Here is a 25,272-nt window from a genome sequence, read left to right as displayed (position 1 = left end):
CGTGCGCGCGCCGCCCGTACCGGCGGCGCTGCCGAGCGGCCTAGTCGACGAATTGCGCGCCGAGTTCGCAGCCGATCCGCCAGGCCAGCCGGCACTGACGCGGCCTGCCCTCCGAGAAAATCACCGTAAATTCGGATGGAATTTCGGGATATTCGGCGATGATCTTCACACCGCCATCCGACACGTCGGAAATCATGCAATCGCGCGGCAGTCCTCCGGTCGCGAACTGTATTTTTGCAAAGCTTCTGCACGCCCGACGTTCGCTGCTGCGACGATTCGCATACATCTCGATCCCTGACCCTACTCGATGTGATTCACCCGATGGTGCACCACCTTTACCGATGAATTGTTGGAATTGGCCTATCGCAACGGCTCGCAATGTAACTGATACGTTCGAACTCCGTTTACCGAACCTACCCCTCCGGCTGATGGCCGAGCTTCTCAAACGCGCCTGCGGCGGCGCCTCGCAGCGCAATTTTCGGCAAATTAAAGGGTTGATCCCCCCTCGTTAGGCGATAGCCTGACCCCTCGACTCGATTTGGCGGAAACGAAAAGCGCATGGGAAGTCTGGTTCTTCTCGACCTGATGGGCGGCGTCGCGCTGCTGCTGTGGGGCCTGCATATGGTCCACAGCGGGATCCTGCGCGCGTTCGGGCCGAACCTGCGCCTGTTGCTGGCAAAGGCCCTGAGCAACCGCTTCACCGCCTTTGGCGCCGGCCTCGGCCTGACCGCCCTGCTCCAGAGCAGCACCGCGACCGCGCTGATCACGAGTTCGTTTACGTCGGAGGGGCTGGTCAGCCTCGTTCCCGCGCTCGCCATCATGCTCGGCGCCAATGTCGGCACCACGCTGATCGTGCAGATCCTGTCGTTCAACATCGCCGCCGTGGCGCCCGTGCTGTTCATCATCGGCCTGGTCGCCTTCCGCAGCGGGCCGCGATCGCGCGTCAAGGATATCGGCCGCGTCTTTATCGGGCTCGGCCTGATGCTGCTGGCGCTGCATATCCTGCTCAATACGCTGGCGCCGGCGGAGAATGCTCCGGGGGTGCGCGTGTTCATGAACGCCATCACCGGCGATCCCGTGCTCTGCATCCTGTTCGCCGCGATCGTGACCTGGCTGGTGCACTCCAGCGTCGCCAGCGTGCTGCTGATAATGTCGCTGGCCTATGCGCATTTCGTCACGCCTTACGCGGCGCTGGCGCTCGTACTCGGCGCCAATCTCGGCAGCGCCATCAATCCGATCGTCGAGGGCGCACGCCGCGACAATCCCGCGAGCTACCGCCTGCCGCTGGGCAACCTCATCAACCGGCTTGCCGGCATCCTGCTGGTGGCACCGTTCCTGCAGCCGATCGCGGACCTTCTGATTTCGTGGCAACCGGACGCAGCCAAGGCAACCGCGCTGTTCCACATCGCCTTCAACGTTGTGACCGCAGCTCTCTTCATCGGCCTGCTCGACGGCATGGCGCGGCTGTTGAAGGCGTTGCTGCCCGAGCGCGTCAAGGAGGCCGACGCGTCAGGCCCGCGTTATCTCGACGAGAGCGCGCTGGAGACGCCCTCGCTCGCGCTGGCCGATGCCGCCCGCGAGACCCTGCATATGGGCGATCATGTCGAGATCATGCTGCGCAAGGTGATGGCGGCGATGATGACCAACGACCGGGCGCTGGTCGACCAGGTCTCGCAGATGGACAACAGCGTCGACAGCCTCGACGAGGCGATCAAGCTCTACGTCACAAAACTCACCCGTGGCAGCCTCGACGAGCGCGAGGGACAGCGGGCGATGGAGATCGTCTCCTTCGCCATCAACCTCGAGCATATCGGCGACATCATCGACAAGAACCTGAGCGAGCTCGCAACCAAGAAGATCAAGCGCCGGTTCCAGTTCTCGGCCGAGGGCGCCGAAGAGCTGTCCGCCTTCCACAAGCGCACGATGGATTCGCTTCGGATCGCGTTCGGCGTCTTCATGTCCGGAGACGTCAACGAGGCGCGAAAGCTTCTGGCCGAGAAGGCCGCGCTGCGCAATGCCGAACTGGCCGCGACCGAACGGCATCTCGACCGCTTGCGCGAAGGCCGGCCCGAAACCATCGAGACCACCTCGCTGCATCTCGACGTGCTGCGCGACCTCAGGCGCATCCACTCGCACATCTGTTCGGTCGCCTACCCCGTGCTGGACGCCGCGGGCGAATTGGCCGCCTATCGCAATACTGAAAGCGATTTGCCCGCGCTGCCGGCGCCGGTTCCCGGTCGCTCGTAGTCAGCGGTCCAGTGTCTTCGACGCCTTGCCGCGGTGCCTGACGATCAGCATGATGTTTCTGATATAGATGATGGTGGCCAGCGACTGGCCGATGATGATCACGGGCTCACGCTTGGCGACGCCATAGACCAGCGTCATCAGCCCCCCTCCCATCGAGAAGAACCAGAACGCAATCGGTATCACGCTTCGTCCGGCGCGCTCGCTCGATATCCACTGCACCAGGAAGCGTGCGGTGAACAGCAATTGCGCGCACAGCCCGAAGGCCAGCCAGAAATCGAACTTGGCGACGAAGACATCGTAGAGATAGTCGCCGAGCGCCTGGCCGTACTGAATCAGCATCAGAGAACCTCGGTCACAGCGGGCGTCGGCTTCTTGCGGCGGATCAGCCACCACACGCCAGCAAGATCCATGATCCCGATCCATAGCCGGTCAAAGAAGCCATAATTGGACACGCCGGAACGGCGCGGACGATCGACAACGTCGACATAGGCGATGCCGAGGCCTTCGCGGCGCACCAGCGCCGGCAGGAACCGATGCAGACCATCGAAATAGGGCATCGAGAGGAACACCTCGCGCGGGAACGCCTTCAGCCCGCAGCCGGTGTCGCGGGTGCCGTCGCGCAGGATCGCATTGCGCACGCCATTGGCGATCCTCGACTGCAATTTCTTGAAACCGGTGTCCTTGCGCCCGACCCGCTGGCCGGCCGCAAGGCCGACGCGTCCACCGCCGTTTTCGACCGCCGCGATCAGGTCCGGCAGGAACACCGGATTGTTCTGGCCGTCGCCGTCCAGCGTCGCCACGATGGCGCCGCGCGCGGCCCGCACCCCGCTGCGCACCGCCGCCGACTGCCCGGAAGAATTGGCGTGTTTGAGTTGCCGGAGCTGACGGTGCTGCTTCATCAGATCAGCCAGCCGTCCGGCGGTCGCATCCGTCGAGCCATCGTTGACATAGATGATTTCGTAGACCCATCGGCCGTCGAGCGCGCCGACGATTTCCGCAACCAGCGGCGCGACGTTCTCCGCTTCGTTGCGCACCGGCACAACGATGGAAACGGCGACCGCATCTGTGTCGGAAGGTGTCAAATCGGCACTCGTCTGGTTGGTTTGGGAGAACCCGGAACCGGGCGTATTGGGCCGTCAGGCGGCGTCCGCTTTTATGGGGCGAAAGCGCCGCGGGCAACCCTTTTGAGGCGCCCGGACGAGGGCCCGACAAGGGACACGATGCTACCGTCGCGCTGGATCGCAAATCCGAGCCGCCGGGCCGCAAACCAGTATCGCACGAACATCGCACCGATGATGCCGACCATCGCGCCGGCCACGACGTCGCTCGGATGATGGGCCAGCAATACCAGACGGGTCGCCGCAATGATCAGGGCATAGACGGCCATCGCATGGCGCGCCTGGGGCCAGACGACCGACACGGCGAAGGCGAGCGCAAACGCGGTCGTGGCGTGGCCGGAAGGAAAACTGTAATAGGCCGGGTTGCCCGCGAAGTGCGAGAAGTGAAAGGCATTGGCCTCGCCGCCGACAAACGGCCGGCCGCGGCCGATGCTGTATTTCAGCACTTCGGTGACCAGACTGGACGCGGCGACCGCGCAGAAAATGAACTGCAGCCGCGTTCCCAGGCCGAGCAGCAGCGAGCGCTGGATGCCGCGCAAGGCCGGTGCAGCGATCGCGACCGCAATCAGCAATATAACCAGCACCGCCAGCACATATTCGTCCTTGCCGAAATCGGTGAGAATGCGGACCCACCACAGCGACGGTGTGCCGCGTTTCGGCATCTGGGCGATTTCCCACGCGTCGATCGCGTACATCAGCACGATGATTGCAGCGCCAAGACCGGCCGACAGCCACAACATGTGTCGCGCCGCCCGCCGTGCAGCCTCGGCGCGCCGCGAATGCGACGGCGAGCGCACGAGTTGCGCCAGCGACAACCACGCCAGCTTCACGAAGCGCGAAGCATAATTCTGGGATTCGCCAACCACGGAGTTTGCGCCCATCTTACTCCGTGCCTTCCGAGCGGAAGATGGCGATCGAGACCGCCTTTCCCTGCGAGATATTATAGCCCTCGATCCGCTTCGCCACGTTGTAGCGCAGCCCGATGGCTTCGGCGCGCTGAACGAAGGCGCGTTCGGTGCGTGATTCCACCAGCGCGAAGCGGCAACTGCCCTGCCCCAGGAAATCGGCGGCGCCCGATCCGTCGGTGAGCAGCGTGCCGGTGCCGGTCATGAAGACCAGGCTCGGCTCGTGAAAGCCCGACGCGGCGGCTTTCGGCCCGACGCAGACCACGTTGCGAAGGGCGCGCGCGATCTCGGCGCTTGGAAACAATGTCGTCAGCGACGGCATGACGATGCCGTAGATTCCGATCGCCAGAAACATCGCCGCGACCACCGCGTTCAACAGCGAGCGCTCGGCGCGGCTGTCCTCGAACATCCACCACGCGATCAGTCCGGAGATCATCGCCGCCGCGAGGAAGGGCCAGGCCGGAAATGCGGGGTAATGCGTCAGCTTGATGGCGCCGATGACGGCGATCACGGATGCCCCCGCCGGAACGACAAACCACCAGGCCGCGCCGCGCCGCAACCATGATCGCGACAGCACGCGGCGCTCCAGCGCGCCGGCGGTCAGAATCGCAATCGCCGGATAGAGCGGCAGCACGTAATGCGGCAGCTTGGTCAGCACCAGTTCGAACACGATCCAGGATGGGACCAGCCACGCCAGCAGATATTGCGCGCCGGGCTCCCGCCGCGCGCGCCATACCGCCGGCGCCGCCATCCCCGCCAGCGCCGCGCCCGGCCAGAACGTGACCCAGAACAGCAGCAGATAGAGGCCGGGCGGCGCGCCATGGGATTCCTGCGCGCCGAGCTTGCTCAGCATGTCGCCGCCGAGCGAATTGGAAAAGAACGCTTCGCCCGCGCGCCAGAAGATCGCGACGAACCATGGCAGCACCAGCACCGGCGTCCACATCAGCCCCCAGACCGGGCGCAGCCGCCACAGCCATGCCGCCGAGCGGTCGAGGATCGCGAGCGCCAGGATGGTGAGGCCAACGAACATCAGGATCAGCGGCCCCTTGAGCAGGATTCCGCCGGCCAGCGCGGTCCAGAAGATCGCGGGCGCGGCCCAGGGCGGACGCACCGGGTCCTCGCCGCGTTGCCAGGACAGATAGACCCGCGCCATCGCCCCCATCGCTGCGACAACGGTCAACAGCAGCATCGCGTCCGTTTTGGCGAGCCGGGCTTCGGCGCCGAGCAGGACGGAACTGCACATCATCAGCGCCGCAAGTGCTGCCCCGCGCCGCGTAACGAAGGCGAGTGCCGCCCAGTAGGTCAGCAGAACCGCGCCGATCGCGCCGATCAGGGAGGGAATCCGATAGAGCCAGATGCGCAACTGCGCCCGCGGCAAGCCGAGCGACGAGGCGGTTTCCACCACGGCGGCCTGTAGCCAATAGATGCCGACCGGCTTCTTGTAGCGGACGTCGTCCTGGAAGCGGATGTCGACGAAGTCGCCGCTCTCGACCATCTGCTTGGTCGCCTGCGCGAACCGCGCCTCGTCCCGGTCGATCGCCGGAATATTGAAGAAGCCGGGCAGGAAAAGCACGATGCCGCAGAGCACCAGGAACACGATGGCGCGAAAATGGCTCGCTGTCGCAAAGTCGAACGCCGCGGCCAGCCTGCGGCTGGAATGCGCTGGTTTTACAGGCTGTTGGCCCGCTCCGAAGCGCGGGCGTTGGAAGGTTTCCACCATCTTGTTCGCATACGATGAAACCGCACTGCAAACAACACCACAGATTCCCCTAACCTGTGGTCGCTGGGCGCTTTTTCGTCACTGTATCCGGATCACGACGGTATCGGCCGCCCCCATCGCATCGATCACCGTCAGGCGGGCAAAACCGGGCCCGGGCGGATCGACCAGCCGCTGGCGGCGGCTGTCGATCTCGCCGACCGAGGCGCCGTTCAGCATGACGGTCAGCGGCAGCACGCCGCCCGCCACCTTGACCGGCATCGGCGCGGCCTGCCCGCCGTCCGAACGGTCGACGTCGATCCGCGAGCCGTTCAGCGGAAACTGGATGCGCGGCATCTGATCGTTTCCGGTGCGGATCAGTTCGCCGACGGGACGGAAGCGCCGTAGCGGCAACGGCAGCTTGGCATTGCCAGCGATCAGCGCGCCCTTCGGCGCCTTCGGCAGCGCTGCCGCGATCTTTCCGGTGCGCGCAAAGGCGTCGAACAGGATTGGCGCTGCGGCAGTGCGGCCGACCAGGCCCGGCACCGGCGCGCCGTCGGGACGTCCGACCCACACGCCGATCGTGATGCGGCCATCGAAACCCACCGACCACGCATCGCGATAGCCGTAGCTGGTGCCGGTCTTGAACGCGATCCTGTTGTGCACGCCGTTTTCCGGCGGCGGCGTTCCGAGCAGCACGTTGCCGACCTGCCAGGCTGCGGCCTGGTCCATCAGCCGCAGCGGCTCGCGATCGTCTTTATCTTTTTCTTGCGCCAGCATGATCTCGCGCAACGGACGCGCCGCGCCAAGCCGCGCCAACGCCGTGTAGAGCTGCGCCAGATCCTGCAAGGTGACGCCGACGCCGCCAAGGCCCATCGCAAGGCCCGGCGCCTCGTCCTTCGGCAGCACCAGATTGCCGCCGGCCTGCTTCAACCGCGACGACAGCCGGCTCGAGCCGACACGATCGAGCAGCGCAATCGCCGGCACGTTCAGCGAGAGCTGCAGCGCCTTGCGCACCGGCACCGTGCCCTGGAACGTCATGTCGAAATTTTCCGGCGCATAGGAGCCGAAGCGAATGGGACGGTCGTCGATCAGGCTTTCCGGATGAACAAAGCCGTCCTCGAAGGCGAGGCCGTAGATGAACGGTTTCAGCGTCGAGCCCGGCGAGCGCACCGCGCGCGTCATGTCGACCTGCCCGGCGCGGCGCTCGTCGAAATAATCCGATGAGCCGACGCGGGCCAGCACGTCGCCGCTTTCATTGTCGACGGCGATGATGGCGACCGAGATGTTCGGCCCCTGCGCCACCGCACGGTCGCGCGCCAGCGCCTCCAGCGTTTTCTGCAAGGCCGAATCCAGCGTGAGCTTGATCAGCGGCGTATCCTTCACCGTCGCCATCGCGGCATCGGAGGAATGCGGCGCGAGGATCGGCATCGGCTTGCGCAGCCGCGGCACCGCCACCGCCCTCGCCTGCGCCGCATCGTCTTTCGACACGACGCCATCCTCGACCATCCGCGCCAGCACGCGGTCGCGCGCGGCATGGGCGGCTTCCGGATAGCGGTCGAGCCGGCGGCGTTCCGGCGATTGCGGCAGCGCGACCAGCAATGCTGCTTCCGCCAGCGAAAGCCGCTTCGGCTCCTTGCCGAAATAGCCGATGGACGCAGCGCGGATGCCTTCGAGGTTGCCGCCGAACGGCGCCAGCGCCAGATAGAGATCGAGGATTTCGTCCTTGCTCAGTTGCCGTTCGAGCTGGACCGCGCGCACCATCTGGCGCAGCTTCGCATACACCGAACGCTCGCGCCGCGGCTCCATCAGCCGGGCCAGTTGCATCGTGATGGTCGAGCCGCCGGAAACGATGCGGCCGCTGCTACCGAACTGAAGCGCCGCGCGCCCGAGCGCCAGCGGATCGACGCCGCCATGCGACCAGAACCTGCGGTCTTCATACGCCAGCAGCAATTTCAGATAGCCGGGGTCGACTGCGATCTTCGCATCGACCGGCAGCCGCCAGCGGCTGTCCGCCATCGCATAGGCGCGCAGCAGCTTGCCGTTGCGATCGACGATGGTGGTTGAGACTTTTCGCGCCTCTTCCAGCGGCAACGGCCCGAGCGATACGACCCAGGCTGAGAAGGCGGTGGCCGCGATCAAGAAGGCTGCGGCCGAAATCGCCACCGCCTTTCTGATCGTCCGCCAGCGCCCTCCGTGAGGCGCAGGCGGCGCTATGGGTGCCGTCTCACTCATTTCGCAGGACGCACCTCGACCGTACCCGTGCCGGTCCGGCCGTAGCGCGAGGGGTTGTACATGTCCTCGACATAGGCCTGCGGCAGCACGTATTTGCCCGGCGACACCGCGCGCACGATGTAGGCGACCGTGAACACCGACTTGTCGTCGCTGGCGCGGTCGATCGCCGCCGTGAAGCGGTCATCGCGGAACTCGGTATGTTCCGGCTCCTCGCCGTCCTCGATCCAGTCCAGCGTGCCGGAGCCGCCCGACGACACCAGCCGCGGGTTGTCGATCTCAAGCCCCGCCGGCAGATAATCGGCCACCATGACGTGCCCGTACTCCGGCTTGGCTTCGGTGATCTTCAGCACCACGGCGAAGCGGTCGTTCTGCTTGGCCTTGGCGACGTCGGCCGGCTTGCCGTCGAGCGTGAAGTAATTGCGCTCGATCTTGAAGCCGTTGGAGGCAGCGGGCTCGGGGGTAACCGGCGAACCCGAGACCGAGACCACCGCCTGCACCGGCGCATCGCCGGTATTGGTGATCTTGACCGGCTTGCCAGTCACCGCCTCGGCCTTGTAGCTGCGATAGACCGCGGCTTTCAGCGACGATCCATCGATATCCAGCGCCAGCGTCTCCTTCGACAGGGCCCGTGCAGCCAGCACCAGCCAGGCGTTCTCCTGCGTCGAAGTGTAGGGCGTCAGGCCGCGCGCGACCTCGACCCGCTGCACAGCCTGCGTCAGCGTTGCCCGCGGCGCGTTGCCTTCGCTGGCGAGCGAGACGAGCGCCGCAGCGTCGCGCAGCGCCGAGCCGTAATCGACCCGACCGAACTCGAGCACGGGCTTTGGCGCCAGCGCATCCAGCGCCGCGCCATAGACCCGCTCCGCCCGCGTCCTGTCGCCGACCAAGGCCAGCGCCGCTGCGAGCTGTGATTTCGCGATTGGCGTGGCGAGATTGGCGAGCTTGGTGTCGGCGAGATAGCGTAAGTCGCCGATCGGCGCTGCGCCATTGCGGGCGAGCACGTAGAGGCCATAGGCCAGATCGCGGCCGCCGTCCTTTTCCGGCTCGTTGGCGTTGACCACCGAGTTACGGATACGGTCGAGCGCGTTCTTGAACAGCACGTCCGGCACCGCAAAGCCCTTTTCGCGGGCGCGGGTCAGGAAGTCGGTCACGTAGGCATCGAGCCAGGAATCGTCGCCGCCGGCCGACCACAGGCCGAACGAGCCGTTCGAGCCTTGGCGGGCCAGCAGCCGTTCGATGGCATCCTTGATGCGCTGGTCGACCGCGGTATCCATCGCCAGATGCGCGCCCGCTGCCAGGTCGTTGACATAGAGCAGCGGCATCGCGCGGCTGGTGATCTGCTCGGAACAGCCATGCGGATAACGATCCAGCGCCTTCAGAATAGTCGCCGCATCGAGTGCGGTGGAGAGGCCGACCGACAGCGACACGCTGCCGGTGCCTGACACCAGGTCGGAGAACATGTCCGACGTCAGCGTCAGGCTCTCGCCTTTTGCCAATGTCCGGATCGAGCGCCGCGCCAGCACCTGCGTCGCCGCCTTGACGTCGAGCGCATAGTGCCGCGCCAGCGTCAGCCCGTTCGGGCCCTTGATGTCGACGTCGAGATTGGCGGTGCCGGCGCCGGCGGCATCGATCGCCAGCGACATCGAGGTCCGCTGCTTGGCCGCGAGTTTGACTGTCGTCGTGGGATTACCCGTCACCTTCACCGGACCCGACGTCCTGACACCGATGCTGTAATCGCCGGGCGCGCCCTCGACATTGTCGAGATCGAAACTCATCGTGCCCTTGTCGCCATTGAGCAGGAAGCGCGGCAGCGTCGCCGTCAGCACCACCGGATCGCGCACCGTGACGTCGATGGTGGCGCGGCCGAGCTTGGTCGAATTCCACGCCACCGCCATCACCCGCGCGGTGCCGGCGAATTCCGGAATGTCGAAACTGATTTCGGCAGTGCCGTCGGTGCCGACCGTGACAATACCGGAATAGAGCGCCAGCGGCTTTTGCGTGGGCGGTGAGCCCTTCAGTTCGGCGCCGGCGCCATCGCCGCCGGTCCGGATCTGGCCGCGGGTACCCTGCATGCCGTCGATCAATTGCCCATAGAGGTCGCGGATTTCGGACGTCAGGCGGCGCTGGCCGAGATAGTAGTCATCCGGCGCCGGCGGCTTGTAGTTGGTCAGATTGAGAATGCCGACATCGACTGCGGCAACGACGATCTTGGCGTCCTCGCCGGGATTGAGCCCGCCGAGTTTAACCGGGATCTTGAGCGCCGTGCCGGGCCGAACCAGCGGCGGCGGCGACAGCGCGACCTGCAGCGTGCGCGTCTTCTTGTCGATGCCGAACCATTTTAGCCCGATCGCCCGTCCGGGCATCCGCAGCGCCGCCGCGTCCAGCGGACGGCGCAGCGTCGCCAGCACATAGGCACCCGTGCCCCAGTCCCTGCCGACGGTAAGCCTAACCTGCTGGGTGCCTTCCTTGACGTCGACGGTCTGCGTCGTCAGCAGGCGGTCGCCAAGCACGTTGATGGTGAGCTTGCCGGCGGTGCGGGCATTGACCGACACGACCATAGTGTCGCCTGAAGCGTATTCCGGCTTGTCGACCGAGGTTTCCAGGAGATCCGGCGTATCAGCGCTGCCGTCGGAATACCAGCCGACGTCGAACTGCACCGACGTGACCGGACCGTCCGCTTCCGTCGATTTGACGTCGAGGCGATAGCGGCCCGGCTGCGGCGCGAGCGACACCCGCGCCGCCTTGTCTGATGTCAGCGTCAGGTCACCGTCGGCGACGCGCTTGGTCGACTTGACCGGCTCATATTCCCAGGACGAATTCTGGCGATACCACTGGTACCGGGATTCCATTTTCAGCAATTCGTAGCGCAGGCCGTCGCGCGGCAGTTGCTTGCCGTCGGGACCGACGAATACGACGTCGAACTCGGCCTTGTCGCCCTCGGCGACGCTCTTCTCGCCGAACAGCGGCTTGATGCCGATCAGCGCCGCCTGCGGCGCCACTGGCAGCACCAGCTTGCGCTCGACCGCGCGGCCGCCGGTCTCCACCATGCGGATGAAGATCTGTGCTTCCTGCGGACGAGTCGAGGTCGGCGCCTTGGCCAGCGACACCGGGAAGGTCGCAATGCCGTTGGCGTCGGCCTCCGGCAGGTTCTCGATCGGGGTACGCTCGTTGCTGGCGGTCTCGTCGTCCCCCACGCCGAACTGGTAGCCGGGATAGCCCGGCCGCCCGGAGGCAGCCGGCGCGACCAGCATGTCGCCTTCGAGCTGCAGGCCCGAGGCCGGGGCGCCGTAGAGGAACTTGCCGGCGACCTTCAGTTCAACCGCGGTCTCAGCCTTGATCATCTTCTCTTTGGCCGAGACATCGAATTCGATCCGTTCGGGGATGTAGTCCTCGACCATGAAGGTGGTTTCGCCAACGGACGAGCCCTTGGGGTCGGTAAACGCGCGCACCCGCCAGGTCCCGGTCGGGACCGCCGAATTGAGCGGCACAGCCATCGAGCGGCCGCCCGCGCCCTGATCCGGCAGCACGGCGCGGCGGAATTCGACGCCATCCGGCCGCTCGATCAACAGCGTCAGCGGCCCGCCCGCCATCGCGTTGCCCTGCCCGTCGCGCAGCAGCGCGGTCAGGTAGACGGTTTCGTTCGACCGGTAGACCCCGCGCTCGGCATAGACGAAGGCGTCGGCGCCGGCCGGCACCACCCGGCCCGACACGCCGCGGTCGGTGAGGTCGAAGGCATTGGTCTTCAGGCTGAGGAAGGCATAGTCCGCCTTGTCGCTCATGACCGTCAGCAAAGCCGGCGACAGCCCGCCCTCGCCGCGCGCCAGCCCGGCCTCGAACAGCACATGCCCGGCATCGTCGGTCTTGCGGGTGGCGAGTATCTCGTTGTTGCGCGCAACCAGCCGCACTTCGGCCTTTGCGACGGCCTCCGTCGAAGCCAGCGAATTCACAAAGACATGGATGCCGTCATTGCCGGAAAACGCCGTCAGGCCCATGTCGGAGACGATGAACCATTGCGTCGCCAGCGAGCCGTCATCGTCGCCGCTGCCGGGGCCCTTGGCGGACGCCGTCATCACATAGACGCCGGGCTGGAGATCGCCGAGCGCCTGGTCAACCGGGAACGCTGTCACGACGTCCTGGTTCAGCGTGCTGGCGGTGGCGAGTTCGCCGGACCACACTTTGACGCCGCGCTCGTTACCTAAGTCCGAGAGCTGGTATCTGGAGAGCGTCTTCTGGAAGTCGCTGTCCACCACCGTGTTGATCAGGTTGCGGTCGCCGATCCGGAATACGTTGACGTTCACCGACGGCGTATTGACGCTGACCAGCGGAATGCCGCGCTGGCCGGTACGCGGCAGCACATAGGCACGCCCTGTGAAGCGCACGAACGGCTTGCGGTCGCGGACATAAATGTTGAATTCGGCCGACTTCGGTAAGGATTCCTTAACCGTGGACGGCAGGCCGGCCCGCAGGTTGATGTTGTAGCGCTCGCCATGCTTCAGCCCGTCGACGCAGAGCTGCTTGCCCTCGCTCGTCAGCGCCGGCTTGTCGGTGCCAGCCAGCGCCACGAACGGCGCGAAATCGACCCGCTTGGCGAGGTCTTCGGAGAACTGGAAGCAGGCCCGCGGCGAGGCCCCATCGGAATCGACGGTGTAGTCCAAAAGCCGGAACCCATGCTGGTCGCGCATCTTCTCATACTGGCCGCGGACCTCGGCGACCTCGCGCATGTCGAGCGACAGCCGCAACGCATCCAGCGCCGGACGCCACAGCTTGCGCTCGGACATCGCCCGGCCCAGCACGGCCAGTGCATCGGCCTCCTCGGCCTGGTTGCCGGCGCGCTGATAGGCGATGTAGGCCGCGGTCGAGGCGCGCTCGTACAGGAAGGTCTGTTCGCTGGAACTGGCGGAACGGATCTGGAAGATGGTTTTGGCGAGTTTCAGCCAGTTGGCGCTGTCTTCAGGCGTAGTGGCTGCAATCTGCCCGAGGATCTGCAAACCCACCCGGAAGTCGGCGCGCTTGAAAGCGGCGTCGGCGTCGCTGCGCAGGGTCGCGGAGGATTTGGCAACCGGCCCCGCCTCGCTCTTGATCTGGGCCTCCAGCTTGACGGCCGAATCGGCCAGTTCGTCGCGCTTGAACGCCTTGTCCGCGGCGCCAGCCGCCGTCAGGCCAAGCGCCAGCGTGGCGCAAATCACTGTGGCGCGAACCAAACCGATCATGATGGGCTCCTTGCCGCGGACATCAGCCGCGTAACGTCAAAAAGGGCGCGAAAAGGTGACGGACTGATGGCAGTGGATTCGGCTTGCGAAAAGGTCGCATGCATGGCGCTGGCAGTCCAAACGGTCCCGGCCGCACCGCCCGGCGGGGGTGCCGGCGGCTGGCTTTATATCAGGGGCGGACCACTGGCTTTAGCCCGCCGTCTGCCTTAGTCGCGAACCCAAAGAAATCGGTTCGACCGTCTTGGCGGGAAAGCGGATTTTTCATATTGGCAGTGCTAGATAAGGAAAGCCTATAAGGCGGATGCCTAGAGCGGCCACCGCCCCGACGGTCCCATAGCTCAACTGGATAGAGTAACGGATTTCTACTCCGTGGGTTGCAGGTTCGAATCCTGCTGGGATCGCCACCCCCTCTCCCGGCAGCCGCACGTCGACGGCATTTGCCGGGCTGACGCAAACCCAGGATCTGTCCAGCAAGGTCGACTGGCTCTCGCTCAACAGCGTGCGCGTCGGCTTCGTCGCCGCTGATCGCTTGCTGGTCTACGGCAAGGGTGGCGTCGCGCTCGCGCGCGAAAGTCATCACTTCGGTTTTGAGCAGGCTCTTGGCGTCGGCAGCGTGGCGTTCGACTTCAAAGGACGTGCGCTTCACACCGGCCTCCTGGCAGGCGTCGGCGCCGAGTACGCCTTCCTCGGAAACTGGTCCGCCAAGCTTGAGTACAATTATCTCAATTTCGGTCCGCAGGACGTGATGACCACGGGTGTGCAGACGCTTAACATCCCCCCGGCGACGATCGGCAGCAAACCTGCAGCGGGTCAGCAATATTCGCGAGGAAATGCACCTGGTGAAGTTCGGCACCAACTATCACTTCAACGCAATTCCTGCCGCGATCAGCGCCCGGTTCTGACGCTCGCGTCTGGAACGAAAGCTCAAGCTCGTACGCTTCAGCTTGGGCAAGGCAAAACGTGGCAGCAAGTGTAGCCCGGATAAGCCGAGCGACATCCGGGATTTCCATTCCCGCATCTCGCTGCACTCATGCCGGCTACTCGCTGAACCCTCATGTCGAGCGGGTATTCAATCCTGAGCGCAAGGATACCCATTTGGGGAATACGCAAGTTCAAGCGAGACCAATGACGGTTTGCGGCTCAGCAACGATTGACAGCATATTAATTAACCGTAACACTGCCGCCCGTGGTATTTAATTTGTGGGTGGATTAAAATATGAAATTTAAATATTCGTTGGCTTCATTTATTTCATCGAGTGCCCTATTGGCCGTTATCGCCTTGGCGGGCGTTCGAACTGCCGATGCTGCTGTGGTATTCACCTCGCAAGCAGCATTCAATGCTGCGACGACAGCCCCCGGCGTCGATACCTTTACGGGTTTCTATCTCAATGGCTCTACGCCATCACCCATTGCCCGGTCTGCGGGGGCGTACAGCTATTCTGCTGCGGCGGAAACCTCTGACTTTTTCGGTGCAGGCACGTCCGCCAATCCTTGGCTGTCTACGAACACGGCAGCGGACTCAATAACCTTTTACAACTTCGCAACCGCGATCAGCGCGATCGGCGCGAATTTCTTTGGCAGTAACTTGGGGGGATTCTTCCAATCTGGCGACATCGCCCTAAGCCTGACTGATAGTTACGGCGTGACTTCCTACACGATCTTTGGTGCCACGACGTCAAGCTTTGTCGGCTTCGTCTCCGATGGTACTATTACATCGCTGACCGTCTCAGCCGTACAACCCGCTGGAGGTCCTCTGTGGCCAACGGTCGATAACTTAACGCTTGCGCAGGGTCTGACGTCGGCCGTGCCCGAGCCTTCCACCTGGGCCATGATGATCCTTGGCTTTGCAGGCGTCGGCTACATGACCTATCGCCGCCGCAAGCAGGCTGCGCCTACCGTGGCCTGATCGTTTACCCCAGCAGCTACCGAGAGACCGCCTTCGGGCGGTCTTTTTGTTTGCGTCCCCACCTGTTCACTTCGGAAAGGACTTTCCCGTTTTCAGAAAGGACCTTCCCTTCCCGGAATGCTCCTCCCACTCCGACTGGATTTCTACTATCGAGTGGCCGGATTTGCGGAACGTTTGGCGGTCGCTGGCATTCGTGTTGTACGTGCTGGCCCCGCAATGCCCTAACGCAACGAGAGAACCGACTGGTCAGCGCGAAGCGCCCGCTACACGCGCCCACAGGAGGAACGGCTCATGCGATTGATCACATCGATAGCAATACTCGCCGCATCGGCCTTGCCTGCGCTCGCCGATCGCCAGGTTACGGAGGACGAACGCGCGAAACTCACCTCGGCAGTTCAGGCTGAGGGGTGCTCTGGCGGCAAGTTCGAGATGGACGAAGACGATCAGCAGTTTGAGGTTGACGATGCCGTATGTGCGGACGGAAAGAAATATGACCTCAAGTTTGATATGCAAATGCGGTTGAAGCGCAAAAATCTGGATTAACTAGGATTAAAAGGTCATGCGGCCAACGGGCCGCCGATATCCGGCCGCCGTTCGAGCCAGCATAGCCTTGACGGGCAAAGCTACATCCGCGGTTTCCCGCATCTCGCCCCGCTCATGCGAGCTGAGGTTTGCAGTTCTTGCTTGGCACAGTCATCCCGAGAGGCGGATGCACGATCCCATTCTTATGTTGCGCGGATAGCACTGCACGTCCGAAAAGTGGAACCAAGATCGATCTTCGCGCGCGCTGTGTCGCACCGACACTAGCCGACGACCCGACGAGAGCGCACCTAGAACGTGGGGAGACTTCAGGAAGGGGCAACCACGATGGCGGCGAGAGCAGCGCACAGCAGGACCAAACGACATCCGTCAGCCTCAAGGAGGCCAATCCATGGAGGGGCCGCAAAGCTCGCTAGACGGCTGGCCGAGGTGCAGGCACTGCGTAAGCTGGTTCAGAAAGCCGAAGCTGGTCGACGCTACTGATCGCCTATGCTGCGTGCCTGATCCGAAAATCGTCGATCCGCCTGCCGGATTTTAGTTGTGCGGCCAGCCAGCGAGGCGTCTTGCCGCGTCCCGCCCAGGTCTCCGACGGCCGCTCCGGATTCCGATATTTCGGAACGACCGCGGGATAGGGGCGGCGCTCCGTCGACGATTTGGCATCCGAAGATTTGGCATTGGCATCGCGAGTTGCGTGTTGAGTTTCAATTCCGCGCTGGAGTCGCCTCAAGCGGTTTTCAAGCACGCTCTTTTCCGCCGTCAGTGCCGCAGCAAGCCTGGTGGCAATTTCCTCGTGGAGCGCCCACAATTCGTCGGTCGACATCGACTTGAAGTCATTTCGGTTCATGACGGTCCCCAATCATGATTCGACGTTTGAGCCCTCATCGTTGGCCAATAATTTGAGCATAACAAGGCCAATTCAAAGCGCTCTGTATCAGGTTAGATGGAGTCGCGGCTCGACGGAAGACCTATGCGTTGTGCAACGCAAGCTTGACCCGAAGAAACTTTCCCAACTCCGATAGCGCAACCATAGATTGATTTTCTCGTCCGGCCGCAGCGGAGGAACCGGTGGTGCGGGACTTCGCCCCGCGCATCGCTCCGCTCAGGAACTACTTGTGCATCATCGGCCAAAGAAAACTGAAGCGGCACGGGTGACGATTTGCGGTTTGGGCTTATAATGCCGGCCGGAAATTGCTCCGGCGCCCTGACAAAGGATGCGGATCGTCATGCCAAAAAAGGGAATCACCGGCCACGACGAATGGGTCGTGACGGAAGCTCTGGCGACGGCACTGGTCGCGCTTGAGCAACTCGAACCGACCCAGCAATCACGCCAGCAGATGGACGACATCAAGAAGTTGTTGGCAGCCAATTGTCAGCCCGGGACCCTCAACCTGCATCTCGCCCAGGCGAAGTGCCGGCTAAACCCCCACGCCGACCGCGCCGCCGTCTATCGAGAGTATGGATTTGAGGATCGGGAAGTCTGAAGTGCGGGCTCCTGCTAAGCGTAGCCCGGATGAGCCAACGGGTCGCTCGAAATGCGCGCCCAGTAACGAGCGCAATTGCGCTCGCACAGTGATGACAGGCTGAGCGACATCCGGGGCTGTCGTTTGTTGCACCCGCTTGTTGCGGAGCCTGTCATCGGGCGCGCATTCGCGCGACCCGATGGCTCATGTTGGCTACTTCCTCATCCAGGACTATTTGGTGGAACAAGCTGCGAGCGCTGGTATTCTCTCGTCGGGAGAGGACCGCGATAGAAGTTGAGAAGCGGAAGTCTGGGAGGACTTCAGGATGAAGCTGCCACACGCATCTGCCACAGCACTATCTCTGACAATTTTGGCCGCGGCGATCGCCCTGCCCGCCCGCGCCCAGACCTACGATCCGGCCTATCCCGTTTGCCTGCAAGTCTACCAAGGCGGCATCGCGGACTTCTATTTCGAGTGCCACTATCGAACGATGGCGCAGTGTCAGGCGTCGGCTTCGGGCCGCTCCGCGCAATGCGTGGTCAATCCATATTACGGCGGGCCGAAGGGTGGGCGCAGCAAGCGGCAGCAGTATTGAAAATCAGCTCGCTTCGACGACTTGCCGATCCGCCTGAAGGCGCAGCCCGGATGCGCTGCTTGTCCGCCGTGGCTCAAGGAGCGCAGGCGGAAGCGATATCCGGGGTTTTCATTTCCTGCCCCGCATACCGCTCCGCTCATGCGGGCTGCCCGCCCGCCTCATGGCTTAGCCATTCACCAGCCGTAAGTGCCGAGCGCGAGCGGCCTCTGTGGGACTTTGGCCGTTCGCGTCGTGTCAGGCCTCAGGCAGCGCCGGGCGGCTTCGATCTCAGCATCGCTCGCGCCCTTGCTGCGGGCCCACTGCTCGGCGGCGGACGCACTGTATTGCGCCACGTAATAGCGCACGACCGGACACGAAATTCGACGCAGGACACCCGACTGTTCACCCGCAAAGCCGGCGCTTGATGTTCCCAGACACAGCGCCAGCACGCACATCCAACGTAAGTACATATGATTCCCTCTGCGCATTAAGAGAGGCTGGCTTTCACTGGCGCATCAAGCCCCATTTGGAGTTCCGCACGCGGAACAGGCGGAGCTGTGCCTAAGCCGCCACTCCACCGCCCTGACGACGGCGGCTCTCCCTCGTGGAACGCGACTTTCCGCGATGATTAAAATTGATTGTTTACGAAGAAGGCCGAACCTGATTGCCGCCTGCGCACAATTCGCTAGCCTCTGCTTGTTGGGGCCTGGCGTGAACTATTGGTAGCTCCGAATGGAATTAGAACGCCGATCTGTGACGAGGACGACGATCTCGAAAGACGCGCTGCTGTTCTTTGACGCGCAGCGCGGTGTCTTGACCTGCCGCGTTCAGGACGTCACGAATTCCGGGGCCGGAATCGAACTCCACACCCTCAATTTGCTGCCGCTGGATTTCGAGTTGAGCTTCGACAATTTTCACAACGTTCGCGAATGCCGCGTGATCTGGCGGCAAGGCGATTTCGTCGGCGTTGCGTTTCAAAACTGATCGCGCGGAACTCGGGGAATTGGGCTCACGGTGAACAAACAGCCCGGGGGCAATGGAACTAACATCAAAACTCCGCGTCGAATCCCCGTGCTTCCGGTTCCTCCGGAACACGACCCAAGCGGGGTTGACCGTTCGGGCGCGTCTCTCCCGCCCTGGGGCGGTTCGGTGTCTATGACTGGAGTTCAGTATGTCCTGGGATCGTCCGTTCGCTCAGCCTGTCCCTCTCCCGGAGGGACCGCCTGCGCAAACCCTGCGAGACGCCGCCGACTACATCAGGAAGCTTCCTCAGCCCGAACGTGATTGTCAGGAATGGCGGCTTGCCGTCCAGATGCTCATCGATGCCGCCGAAGATCGCGGACCCATGCTGTTTGCGCGCATGGGAATTGTCAGAGCCCTGGAAGCGTATGCCGAAAAGACACTCAATCCCGAGCGCCAAGGTCCAGACCAAGGTCCAAGCCAAGGTGATCTGAAGTGCGAGCGGGACGCCAGTATCTGAATCCAGAGCGATATCACCAGAGATGTTGGCGAAACGCCTGAAGGCCTTGCAAGCCGAGCAGCCAGCAACGCGCGCGCATTCAAGAGCTCGCGCGCATTAGCGACCCGCAGCAGGTCGGCACGGCATCCGCAGGCTCCACGTCGCCAATTCCTGGATTGGCCAAAGTGCAAGCACGCCGCAACCGACCCGGCTGCAAATCTTCCTATGCTACCTGCCTGATACGGAAGTCGTCGATCCGCTTGCCGGATTTCAACTTTGCAGCAAGCCAACGCGGCGTCTTTCCTCGTCCCGCCCAAGTCTCGGACGGCCGGTCTGGATTCCGAAACTTCGGAACGACGGTTGGATATGGGCGCTTCCCTGTCGACGAACTCTCGCGCTCAGTTTCGACGCCACCCTTAAGTTGCTTCAGGCGATTTTCGAGTACGCGCTTCTCCGCGAGCAGCGAGGCTGCAAGCCTGGAAGCGATTTCCTCGTGCAGTGCCCACAACTCATCCGTGGACATCGATTTGAAGTTATTCCGGTTCACGACCGTCCCCAATCATGATTCGATGCAGCTCTCATCGTTGGCAGAAAACATGAGCACAATAAGGCCGATTCAGAACGTCTTTCGGGCCGAAAAGTTCCAGACGGTTGGCTTCGTCTCACAACACAACCATAACGAATTTTCTTGATGGCGCACCTCAATTTCCTCTTACAACTGGTGATAGATTGGCCGCGCTACGTGCGAGGCATCCTGAAGACCAGAAGTTAAGCGCCTCTTGTTGACGGTTCCCTAACCGCAACCGCATTTCGATCCGCTGTTCGCGCATCATCCCGTGTATGCGAGCTCGCTGCGCGGGCGGGCGGCGGCGGCGAAGCACATATTATTCTCGCTATTTTCGCCGTGCGAGATCATCCGGGTTACCCAATTCGGCGCAATGCCGCCCTGCCCCCGCCACGCCAGCGCCAAAGTCGAACAGGAACGTGCGCATGGAACCTCCGGCGGGCCTAAGCCCGCCCGCAACAGAATGTTGTCGTCATGGCAGGGTGTCGCCACCGCGAAGGCCGCGGTGCTTCCAGGCTGCGGCTTGCGGCGCTTGCTCTGGCGCTGACCTCGTCACACGCATGCGCCGACACCTTTCAGGAAAAGTGGATGGGGCGGATCGCCCGGCCGCCGGCTGACGATCAGGAAGCCTCCGTCTACTGGGAGGACAAGTGGGACGCGCGCGGCAAGCGCTTCAAGGCCAACGAGGTCTCCTGCGCGCATCGCACCGAAGCGTTCGGCACCATCTTCGTCGTCACCAATCTCGAGAACGGCAAGAAGATCCGCTGCCCGGTGCAGGACCGCGGCCCCTACGCCCGCGGTCGGGTTCTCGACTTCTCGCTCGGCGCCGCGCGCCAGATCGGCTGCGATGGCTTGTGCCGCGTCACCGTGCGTCGCGCCGGCTACGAGTAGCAAGCGAAGCCTGACTCGCCTTCAGGCTGTTGGCTAAACTGCGCGGCTGTTGCTGCCAGGTGACATCGTTCGCGCATGAATCCGATAGTCTGGACCGGTTTCGCGCAATCCTATTTTTTTGGTGGCTTTTCCATGAAGAAGCTAGCAGTCGCGATTTCCGCTCTCGCCGTCAGCGCAACCGGCGCCCTCGCCAATCCCATCTATAACTGGACCGGGTTCTACCTCGGCGGCAATGTCGGCTACAGCTGGGGCCGCTCTGCCAGCACGCTCTGGTTCACCGATGCGGGGACAACGGTCAGCTCGGCGGACACGCGAAACGACATGAACGGCGTGATCGGCGGCGGTCAGCTCGGTTACAACTGGCAATTCGACAACAAGTGGGTGTTCGGCCTCGAGGCCGATTTCCAGGGTTCGGACCAGAAGGGCCGCGGGGCCGCCGCTTGCGCAGGCGGCGCGCTGACATCGGTGGCGACGCTGAACAGCGCCTGCTCCACCGGGCACATCGGCGACACCACGCCGTTCAACGTCGCGGCTTTCCCGGTTACAAGCGACATCAGCCAGAAGCTGAACTGGTTCGGCACCGTCCGCGGGCGCATCGGCTCCACGGTGACCCCGACGGTGCTGGCGTATGTCACCGGCGGTCTGGCGTATGGCGAGATCACGACGACCAACACGGTCGCCGGCACAAACATCACGGGAACGCAGGGTACCAACGTGTTTACGCTGACGCCTGTCGCGGGATCGGCGAGCAGCACCACCACGCGCGTCGGATGGACGATCGGAGCCGGCATCGAGGGCGTCGTCAGCGGAAACTGGACCGCCAGGCTCGAATATCTCTATGTCGATCTCGGGGACGTAACCGGTGCATTCGTCACGCCGGTCACCGGTCTCAGCGGCGGCTTGCTGACCAGCAGATACAGTTCGCACATTACCGACAACATTCTGCGCGTCGGCCTGAACTACCGCTGGGGGGCCCGGTAGTCCGAAACACCGGGCGGGATCGGCAAGCGGCCGGCGGTTAGCCCGGGGAAGCGCGGCCGCGTTTGCCCGCCGCAATCCTGGGTGCGCTGGCGGAAAGCGGCCAAGCTGGTGAGGTGCCCACAATAGCCGAGCGCTCGTCTCCCTGGGGTAGGTGTAGGGGCGGCGCCCGGCTATTCGGGCCGCGCGGCGGTGCGGCTTGATAAGGAACTCATTTCTAACTTAAAGAGAATTTAAAAAGCCGTTGAAACATAACGATTTTTATGATCGCGGTCATGTTTGGCGCTGGCATCCGGGCTTCAAGGGAACCGAAACGGCGCAAAAACTGGGCTGGAATCCCCGAGTTGGGAACCGAGCGCCTTCGACACGTTTCCCTGTCTCATGGCTGTTGGTCAGGGCGAGCCGTCCGGACGGCTAATTCCTCGGAGGCTGCGAAGAACGGCAAATCCACGTCCATGACAAGGCCCAGGAATACGGCAACGCCGCCGATGACCGCCATCAACTCCAGGAGTACGAAGGCGAGCAGCGCGCTCAATCCGATGGCCGCTTTTTTCCAACCGTTCCACATGGGGCTAACCCTTAGCATCGAAATCCGGCCGTCGGAGCAAAACGGCAACTTAAGGTGAATTTGGAACTCCGACCCCGGCGCCCCGGCCTGACCGACGGGCCCGTCACTGGCGTTGAAACCCGGGCGACCGAATGCCGACATCGCTTTCAGCGCGCGAAGACGAAAGGAAGTGCGATGAGCGGGACCGTCCGCAAGATCATCTATGTCGTGCTGGTGATCGTGGTGCTGCTGATCATCTGGCAATTCCTCGGATCGCTTTGATCGTCGGCCCGATGACCGCGTGCTGCGTTTGCGCTTTTCCGATGTGATTGTGCCGATGAAGCGGTTCGAGCGGCGGAAGCGGCTCGGCCGCTGCGATGAGGAGTAGACGAGGCCCGGAGTGCCTAGGAGTCCGGGCCTCGTGGCCTCCAGTGGTAGCGTTCGTCGTGATGAACGAACGCCCGCCCCCCGCTGCAAGCGACGTCGTTATAGATGCGCCGTGCGCGCGCAGCCAATCCGTATGAGTACGGTGGGATGCACGTGTGCATATTCCTTGCGTGTATCCCGCGCGCAAGACCGCAAAACTCTGCCCGGCCATCGTTGCTAGCGCAACGAGCCAATCCGGATCGCTGCGTTCTACCGCTTATCGAACGGAATATACTGGTGATACTCTTTCGGCACCGAGTTCCGGTAACGTGCGGGCACCGTGCCACGGTCGACCGAACGGTCGATCTCCTGCTGCCGGGTCATCTTGGCCGGCTTCTTTTTCTTCGGCGCCGCCTTCTCCTTTTCAGGAGCCGTGGTTTCCGGCGCGGCAGTGGACGTTGCCGCAGGCGCGGTCCCGCCGCTCGGAGCGCCCTGCGACAGCGCGGCGCCGGCCGGCAGGAACACGAGAGCTGCCGCCGACACGGCCACCACAAGACGAGACAGTTTTTGCGTGGAAAACTCCAGTTCTGCCCAACCCGTTTCCGGCCAGATCCTATTACGTCCGCAGACGTCCGCACACCGCGCTTCTGGCGACGCGGACGGACGCGGACTGGCTGTGCTTGGCCCGGCTGCAGGTCGTGAAGACGAAGGCCAGCCGGCTGCACTGCCAGTCCGGACCGAGAGCGGCGCTGGCGGCTGGCTCGGGATAGGACACGCCGATCACGATGAAGCCTAAGAAGGCCAGCGCGACGGCGGCGGCGAGAACGAGGTATTTGCGGGTCCACCAATTGTGGGGCATGGCGGTCGCTCCTGTTTGAGAAGCCCGGAAGATAGGAACGACCCGCCACGGCCCCTGTGAACAGGTTCACACTACACGGGTTTGTGCGCGAGCCCGACGGATGCGGAAATGGGTATAACTCGCGTAAATCCGTTGCGGAATCACAACCCTTGATCGACACTGCGCGTTCGGGGTGAGCGCGTGTGCGGGGCGTGCGATGGACAAGCAGGAAGCGATCTACGACTACATCAGGTACAAGCAATTGCTGTCAGAAGCGGTCGACGAGACCAAGCGGCTCGAACTGATCGAGACCATGATCAGGGAAAATGCCCGCGACAGGCTGGAGGCGCAGCGGACCGCGGACCGGATTGCGATGACGGCGATGACGGTGGCACGCGTGCTCGGACCCGGTGGGCGTCGCGATAACGTCTAGGACAGTGCGGTCACTTTTCCGAAGCGAGCATCGCCAGCGAGCCGACCAGGCCAATCAGCGCGCAGGCGAGCAGCCCATATTGCAGGATCGCCAGCGCCCGGCTCAGGGCTTCGGTCGCCGTTGCCATCCCGTAGAGCAGCCAGGCTGACGTAATCCCGCTCATCAGCATCAGTTTGAGCCATTTGCTGTTCACGCAAGCCTCCCCTGCTCTACCGGCCCCATTCGACGCTGGCATTTTGCCTCGGGTTCACTTACCTAGGCCCCATTCCGCGCGTTTGGCGCGTCCAACCCCGAAAGTGAAAGCGACAAGGCCTCTTTTATGAGTGGATTCAAGGAACCGAACTTCGCGGACCGCCAGAAGGCCGCGATGCAGGCGCGGCAGAACATTCTGAACAAGTTTCGCGCCCAGCCGGGGCCCGATGATCCCGAGGTGAAGCGCCGCCAGGCCGAGCGCGAAGCCCAGGCCGCCGCGCGCGCCAAGGCAAGAGAAGCCAAGGAAGCCGAAAGGGCCGAGCAGAAACGTCGCGAGGCCGAGGCCGCCGCGGTGGAAGCCGCCAGGATCGCGCGCGAAAAGGAAGAAGAGGCCGCCAGACAGGAGGCGCTGGAGGCCGAGCAGAAGGCCAAGCGCGACGCCCGTTACGCCGCCCGCAAAGGCAAGGGCAAGAAGAAGTAGGCAAGAAGAAATTAGGCAAGAGGAGCGGTCAAAACGTGTACCGCCGTCTCTTGCCGGTGACACAGATTCGGCCCTCCCCGTCATTTCGGCTGGTGCGTGAGCGCCGGACCCCAAGATGCGCAATAGCGCATCGGGGATGCACAATGGCGCATCGGGGAAATCTCGAACCTCCGGGGCCGATGCTTGAGCATCGCTCCCTTGCACAAACGCTTTGCGCTTGTCGCAGGGAATGACGGCGCGGCTTTAGTTCTTTTTCATGCCGTCGTCTTTTTTCATGCCGTCTTTCATCATGCCATCGTGCTTCATGCCGTCCTTTTTCATCATGCCGTCGTCTTTCTTCATCGCGTCCTTGGACATCGATTCCTTCTTCATGCCGTCGTCCTTGCCCATCTTGTCCTGAGCGAAGACGGCCGGCGCGAACGCAAGGCCGAGCGAAACGAGCGCGGCAGACAGGCCGAGGCCGATACGGGTCGTGGTGGTCATGGGGTGGTCGTCCTTTGGGTTCAAGTTGGTTTCTCGAAAGCGACGTCTGCCGCTTCCCCCAACGACGATGCCGCGGCCGGGTTTGTTACCGGCCACATCCCAAAGTTCTCGCGTTGTCACGGATAGTTGAAGCAGGCAAACGACGGCGGCT

28 protein-coding genes and 1 tRNA gene are annotated in these 25,272 nt (G+C 63.3%); 13 read left to right on the top strand and 16 right to left on the bottom strand.

Translation table 11 applies throughout. From position 1 onward, the window contains the following. Positions 1-40: 40 nt before the first annotated feature. Positions 41-286: a PilZ domain-containing protein gene (locus IVB05_RS43765; RefSeq protein WP_108519442.1), complete on the bottom strand. Its 246-nt coding sequence runs from the start codon at positions 284-286 to the stop codon at positions 41-43. 272 nt (positions 287-558) lie between these two features. On the opposite strand from IVB05_RS43765, the gene IVB05_RS20945 reads away from it, so the two are divergent. Continuing rightward, positions 559-2,247, top strand: coding sequence for a Na/Pi cotransporter family protein (locus IVB05_RS20945; RefSeq protein ID WP_247786481.1), 1,689 nt, complete (start codon positions 559-561; stop codon positions 2,245-2,247). Here IVB05_RS20945 and IVB05_RS20940 read toward each other — a convergent pair whose 3' ends face one another. The 6 genes from IVB05_RS20940 to IVB05_RS20915 form a co-directional block, all read right to left on the bottom strand. Then, on the bottom strand, positions 2,248-2,586 hold the full coding sequence (locus IVB05_RS20940; protein WP_247786480.1) for a lipid-A-disaccharide synthase N-terminal domain-containing protein: 339 nt from the start codon (positions 2,584-2,586) through the stop codon (positions 2,248-2,250). Continuing rightward, the gene (locus IVB05_RS20935; protein ID WP_247786479.1) at positions 2,586-3,329 is read right to left on the bottom strand and encodes a glycosyltransferase family 2 protein; all 744 of its coding nucleotides are present in this window, start codon (positions 3,327-3,329) and stop codon (positions 2,586-2,588) included. The genes IVB05_RS20940 and IVB05_RS20935 overlap by 1 nt, the downstream gene beginning before the upstream one ends. A 71-nt stretch (positions 3,330-3,400) precedes the next feature. Then, complete coding sequence (locus tag IVB05_RS20930) at positions 3,401-4,246, bottom strand: phosphatase PAP2 family protein (protein ID WP_247786478.1); 846 nt, start codon at positions 4,244-4,246, stop codon at positions 3,401-3,403. 1 nt (position 4,247) lies between these two features. Further along, the gene (locus tag IVB05_RS20925; protein WP_247786477.1) at positions 4,248-5,990 is read right to left on the bottom strand and encodes a glycosyltransferase family 39 protein; all 1,743 of its coding nucleotides are present in this window, start codon (positions 5,988-5,990) and stop codon (positions 4,248-4,250) included. A 78-nt stretch (positions 5,991-6,068) separates the two neighbouring features. After that, positions 6,069-8,201, bottom strand: coding sequence for a penicillin-binding protein 1C (gene pbpC / locus IVB05_RS20920; RefSeq protein WP_247786476.1), 2,133 nt, complete (start codon positions 8,199-8,201; stop codon positions 6,069-6,071). Next, positions 8,198-13,408, bottom strand: coding sequence for an alpha-2-macroglobulin (locus tag IVB05_RS20915; RefSeq protein WP_247786475.1), 5,211 nt, complete (start codon positions 13,406-13,408; stop codon positions 8,198-8,200). Before IVB05_RS20915 ends, pbpC begins: the two co-directional genes overlap by 4 nt. A 327-nt stretch (positions 13,409-13,735) precedes the next feature. On the opposite strand from IVB05_RS20915, the gene IVB05_RS20910 reads away from it, so the two are divergent. From IVB05_RS20910 to IVB05_RS20895, 4 genes are all read left to right on the top strand, one after another. Continuing rightward, positions 13,736-13,812 (top strand) — tRNA-Arg (locus tag IVB05_RS20910). After that, positions 13,767-14,384 carry an outer membrane beta-barrel protein gene (locus tag IVB05_RS20905; RefSeq protein ID WP_346771882.1) on the top strand — a complete coding sequence of 206 codons (618 nt, stop codon included), beginning with the start codon at positions 13,767-13,769 and terminating at the stop codon, positions 14,382-14,384. Before IVB05_RS20910 ends, IVB05_RS20905 begins: the two co-directional genes overlap by 46 nt. Positions 14,385-14,624: 240 nt before the next feature. Next, entirely contained in the window at positions 14,625-15,314 is a 690-nt protein-coding gene (locus IVB05_RS20900; protein WP_247786473.1) for a PEPxxWA-CTERM sorting domain-containing protein, read from the top strand. A 291-nt stretch (positions 15,315-15,605) separates the two neighbouring features. Further along, entirely contained in the window at positions 15,606-15,857 is a 252-nt protein-coding gene (locus IVB05_RS20895; protein WP_247786472.1) for a PepSY domain-containing protein, read from the top strand. Positions 15,858-16,341: 484 nt separating this feature from the next. On the opposite strand, the gene IVB05_RS20890 is transcribed toward IVB05_RS20895, so the two are convergent. Then, positions 16,342-16,698, bottom strand: a complete 357-nt coding sequence (locus tag IVB05_RS20890; RefSeq protein WP_247786471.1) for an H-NS histone family protein — start codon at positions 16,696-16,698, stop codon at positions 16,342-16,344. 379 nt (positions 16,699-17,077) lie between these two features. Here IVB05_RS20890 and IVB05_RS20885 point away from each other — a divergent pair, with 379 nt between their 5' ends. After that, positions 17,078-17,335, top strand: a complete 258-nt coding sequence (locus tag IVB05_RS20885; protein WP_247786470.1) for a hypothetical protein — start codon at positions 17,078-17,080, stop codon at positions 17,333-17,335. Between the two features lie 304 nt (positions 17,336-17,639). Continuing rightward, entirely contained in the window at positions 17,640-17,909 is a 270-nt protein-coding gene (locus IVB05_RS20880) for a DUF3551 domain-containing protein (RefSeq protein WP_247786469.1), read from the top strand. 173 nt (positions 17,910-18,082) lie between these two features. Here IVB05_RS20880 and IVB05_RS20875 read toward each other — a convergent pair whose 3' ends face one another. Together IVB05_RS20875 and IVB05_RS20870 are read right to left on the bottom strand one after the other, a co-directional pair. Beyond that, the gene (locus IVB05_RS20875; RefSeq protein ID WP_247786468.1) at positions 18,083-18,358 is read right to left on the bottom strand and encodes a hypothetical protein; all 276 of its coding nucleotides are present in this window, start codon (positions 18,356-18,358) and stop codon (positions 18,083-18,085) included. A 268-nt stretch (positions 18,359-18,626) separates the two neighbouring features. Then, positions 18,627-18,866: a hypothetical protein gene (locus IVB05_RS20870; protein WP_247786467.1), complete on the bottom strand. Its 240-nt coding sequence runs from the start codon at positions 18,864-18,866 to the stop codon at positions 18,627-18,629. Positions 18,867-19,059: 193 nt separating this feature from the next. Here IVB05_RS20870 and IVB05_RS20865 point away from each other — a divergent pair, with 193 nt between their 5' ends. Then, positions 19,060-19,368: a hypothetical protein gene (locus IVB05_RS20865; protein WP_247786466.1), complete on the top strand. Its 309-nt coding sequence runs from the start codon at positions 19,060-19,062 to the stop codon at positions 19,366-19,368. A 202-nt stretch (positions 19,369-19,570) separates the two neighbouring features. Here the strand turns inward: IVB05_RS20865 and IVB05_RS20860 are convergent, their stop codons facing one another. Continuing rightward, positions 19,571-19,870 (bottom strand): H-NS histone family protein, encoded by a 300-nt coding sequence (locus IVB05_RS20860; RefSeq protein WP_247786816.1) that lies wholly within the window; start codon positions 19,868-19,870, stop codon positions 19,571-19,573. 516 nt (positions 19,871-20,386) lie between these two features. Here IVB05_RS20860 and IVB05_RS20855 point away from each other — a divergent pair. Next, the gene (locus IVB05_RS20855) at positions 20,387-20,803 is read left to right on the top strand and encodes a septal ring lytic transglycosylase RlpA family protein (RefSeq protein ID WP_247786465.1); all 417 of its coding nucleotides are present in this window, start codon (positions 20,387-20,389) and stop codon (positions 20,801-20,803) included. Positions 20,804-20,935: 132 nt separating this feature from the next. Next, a complete protein-coding gene (locus IVB05_RS20850; protein ID WP_247786464.1) occupies positions 20,936-21,784 on the top strand; it encodes an outer membrane beta-barrel protein in 849 nt (282 codons plus the stop codon). A gap of 376 nt (positions 21,785-22,160) precedes the next feature. Here IVB05_RS20850 and IVB05_RS20845 read toward each other — a convergent pair whose 3' ends face one another. After that, positions 22,161-22,349, bottom strand: coding sequence for a hypothetical protein (locus IVB05_RS20845; RefSeq protein ID WP_247786463.1), 189 nt, complete (start codon positions 22,347-22,349; stop codon positions 22,161-22,163). 60 nt (positions 22,350-22,409) lie between these two features. On the opposite strand from IVB05_RS20845, the gene IVB05_RS20840 reads away from it, so the two are divergent. Next, positions 22,410-22,610, top strand: coding sequence for a hypothetical protein (locus IVB05_RS20840; RefSeq protein ID WP_247786462.1), 201 nt, complete (start codon positions 22,410-22,412; stop codon positions 22,608-22,610). A 354-nt stretch (positions 22,611-22,964) separates the two neighbouring features. Here IVB05_RS20840 and IVB05_RS20835 read toward each other — a convergent pair whose 3' ends face one another. Together IVB05_RS20835 and IVB05_RS20830 are read right to left on the bottom strand one after the other, a co-directional pair. Next, positions 22,965-23,237: a hypothetical protein gene (locus IVB05_RS20835; protein ID WP_247786461.1), complete on the bottom strand. Its 273-nt coding sequence runs from the start codon at positions 23,235-23,237 to the stop codon at positions 22,965-22,967. A 73-nt stretch (positions 23,238-23,310) separates the two neighbouring features. After that, positions 23,311-23,553, bottom strand: coding sequence for a hypothetical protein (locus IVB05_RS20830; RefSeq protein WP_247786460.1), 243 nt, complete (start codon positions 23,551-23,553; stop codon positions 23,311-23,313). Positions 23,554-23,749: 196 nt separating this feature from the next. On the opposite strand from IVB05_RS20830, the gene IVB05_RS20825 reads away from it, so the two are divergent. Further along, complete coding sequence (locus tag IVB05_RS20825; protein WP_247786459.1) at positions 23,750-23,965, top strand: hypothetical protein; 216 nt, start codon at positions 23,750-23,752, stop codon at positions 23,963-23,965. 10 nt (positions 23,966-23,975) lie between these two features. Here the strand turns inward: IVB05_RS20825 and IVB05_RS20820 are convergent, their stop codons facing one another. After that, the gene (locus IVB05_RS20820) at positions 23,976-24,158 is read right to left on the bottom strand and encodes a hypothetical protein (RefSeq protein ID WP_247786458.1); all 183 of its coding nucleotides are present in this window, start codon (positions 24,156-24,158) and stop codon (positions 23,976-23,978) included. A 126-nt stretch (positions 24,159-24,284) separates the two neighbouring features. On the opposite strand from IVB05_RS20820, the gene IVB05_RS20815 reads away from it, so the two are divergent. Continuing rightward, a complete protein-coding gene (locus IVB05_RS20815; RefSeq protein WP_247786457.1) occupies positions 24,285-24,638 on the top strand; it encodes a DUF6481 family protein in 354 nt (117 codons plus the stop codon). A gap of 243 nt (positions 24,639-24,881) precedes the next feature. On the opposite strand, the gene IVB05_RS20810 is transcribed toward IVB05_RS20815, so the two are convergent. Beyond that, positions 24,882-25,121 (bottom strand): pentapeptide MXKDX repeat protein, encoded by a 240-nt coding sequence (locus IVB05_RS20810; protein ID WP_108519462.1) that lies wholly within the window; start codon positions 25,119-25,121, stop codon positions 24,882-24,884. Positions 25,122-25,272: the final 151 nt, after the last annotated feature.

It is taken from the genome of Bradyrhizobium sp. 170, from assembly GCF_023101085.1.
In the GTDB taxonomy this organism is placed as follows: Bacteria; Pseudomonadota; Alphaproteobacteria; order Rhizobiales; family Xanthobacteraceae; genus Bradyrhizobium.
Note: the sequence above shows the minus strand (reverse complement) of the source record. Positions and strands in the feature narration are given on the sequence as shown.

What these genes read in the sequence shown, in the direction of transcription:
- IVB05_RS43765 (WP_108519442.1), bottom strand. Translation starts at nt 286, where the DNA reads ATGTATGCGAATCGTCGCAGCAGCGAACGTCGGGCGTGCAGAAGCTTT.
- IVB05_RS20945 (WP_247786481.1), top strand. Translation starts at nt 559, where the DNA reads ATGGGAAGTCTGGTTCTTCTCGACCTGATGGGCGGCGTCGCGCTGCTG.
- IVB05_RS20940 (WP_247786480.1), bottom strand. Translation starts at nt 2,586, where the DNA reads ATGCTGATTCAGTACGGCCAGGCGCTCGGCGACTATCTCTACGATGTC.
- IVB05_RS20930 (WP_247786478.1), bottom strand. Translation starts at nt 4,246, where the DNA reads ATGGGCGCAAACTCCGTGGTTGGCGAATCCCAGAATTATGCTTCGCGC.
- IVB05_RS20925 (WP_247786477.1), bottom strand. Translation starts at nt 5,990, where the DNA reads ATGGTGGAAACCTTCCAACGCCCGCGCTTCGGAGCGGGCCAACAGCCT.
- pbpC (WP_247786476.1), bottom strand. Translation starts at nt 8,201, where the DNA reads ATGAGTGAGACGGCACCCATAGCGCCGCCTGCGCCTCACGGAGGGCGC.
- IVB05_RS20915 (WP_247786475.1), bottom strand. Translation starts at nt 13,408, where the DNA reads ATGATCGGTTTGGTTCGCGCCACAGTGATTTGCGCCACGCTGGCGCTT.
- IVB05_RS20900 (WP_247786473.1), top strand. Translation starts at nt 14,625, where the DNA reads ATGAAATTTAAATATTCGTTGGCTTCATTTATTTCATCGAGTGCCCTA.
- IVB05_RS20895 (WP_247786472.1), top strand. Translation starts at nt 15,606, where the DNA reads ATGCGATTGATCACATCGATAGCAATACTCGCCGCATCGGCCTTGCCT.
- IVB05_RS20890 (WP_247786471.1), bottom strand. Translation starts at nt 16,698, where the DNA reads ATGAACCGAAATGACTTCAAGTCGATGTCGACCGACGAATTGTGGGCG.
- IVB05_RS20885 (WP_247786470.1), top strand. Translation starts at nt 17,078, where the DNA reads ATGCCAAAAAAGGGAATCACCGGCCACGACGAATGGGTCGTGACGGAA.
- IVB05_RS20880 (WP_247786469.1), top strand. Translation starts at nt 17,640, where the DNA reads ATGAAGCTGCCACACGCATCTGCCACAGCACTATCTCTGACAATTTTG.
- IVB05_RS20875 (WP_247786468.1), bottom strand. Translation starts at nt 18,358, where the DNA reads ATGTACTTACGTTGGATGTGCGTGCTGGCGCTGTGTCTGGGAACATCA.
- IVB05_RS20865 (WP_247786466.1), top strand. Translation starts at nt 19,060, where the DNA reads ATGTCCTGGGATCGTCCGTTCGCTCAGCCTGTCCCTCTCCCGGAGGGA.
- IVB05_RS20860 (WP_247786816.1), bottom strand. Translation starts at nt 19,870, where the DNA reads ATGTCCACGGATGAGTTGTGGGCACTGCACGAGGAAATCGCTTCCAGG.
- IVB05_RS20855 (WP_247786465.1), top strand. Translation starts at nt 20,387, where the DNA reads ATGGCAGGGTGTCGCCACCGCGAAGGCCGCGGTGCTTCCAGGCTGCGG.
- IVB05_RS20850 (WP_247786464.1), top strand. Translation starts at nt 20,936, where the DNA reads ATGAAGAAGCTAGCAGTCGCGATTTCCGCTCTCGCCGTCAGCGCAACC.
- IVB05_RS20845 (WP_247786463.1), bottom strand. Translation starts at nt 22,349, where the DNA reads ATGTGGAACGGTTGGAAAAAAGCGGCCATCGGATTGAGCGCGCTGCTC.
- IVB05_RS20830 (WP_247786460.1), bottom strand. Translation starts at nt 23,553, where the DNA reads ATGCCCCACAATTGGTGGACCCGCAAATACCTCGTTCTCGCCGCCGCC.
- IVB05_RS20825 (WP_247786459.1), top strand. Translation starts at nt 23,750, where the DNA reads ATGGACAAGCAGGAAGCGATCTACGACTACATCAGGTACAAGCAATTG.
- IVB05_RS20815 (WP_247786457.1), top strand. Translation starts at nt 24,285, where the DNA reads ATGAGTGGATTCAAGGAACCGAACTTCGCGGACCGCCAGAAGGCCGCG.
- IVB05_RS20810 (WP_108519462.1), bottom strand. Translation starts at nt 25,121, where the DNA reads ATGACCACCACGACCCGTATCGGCCTCGGCCTGTCTGCCGCGCTCGTT.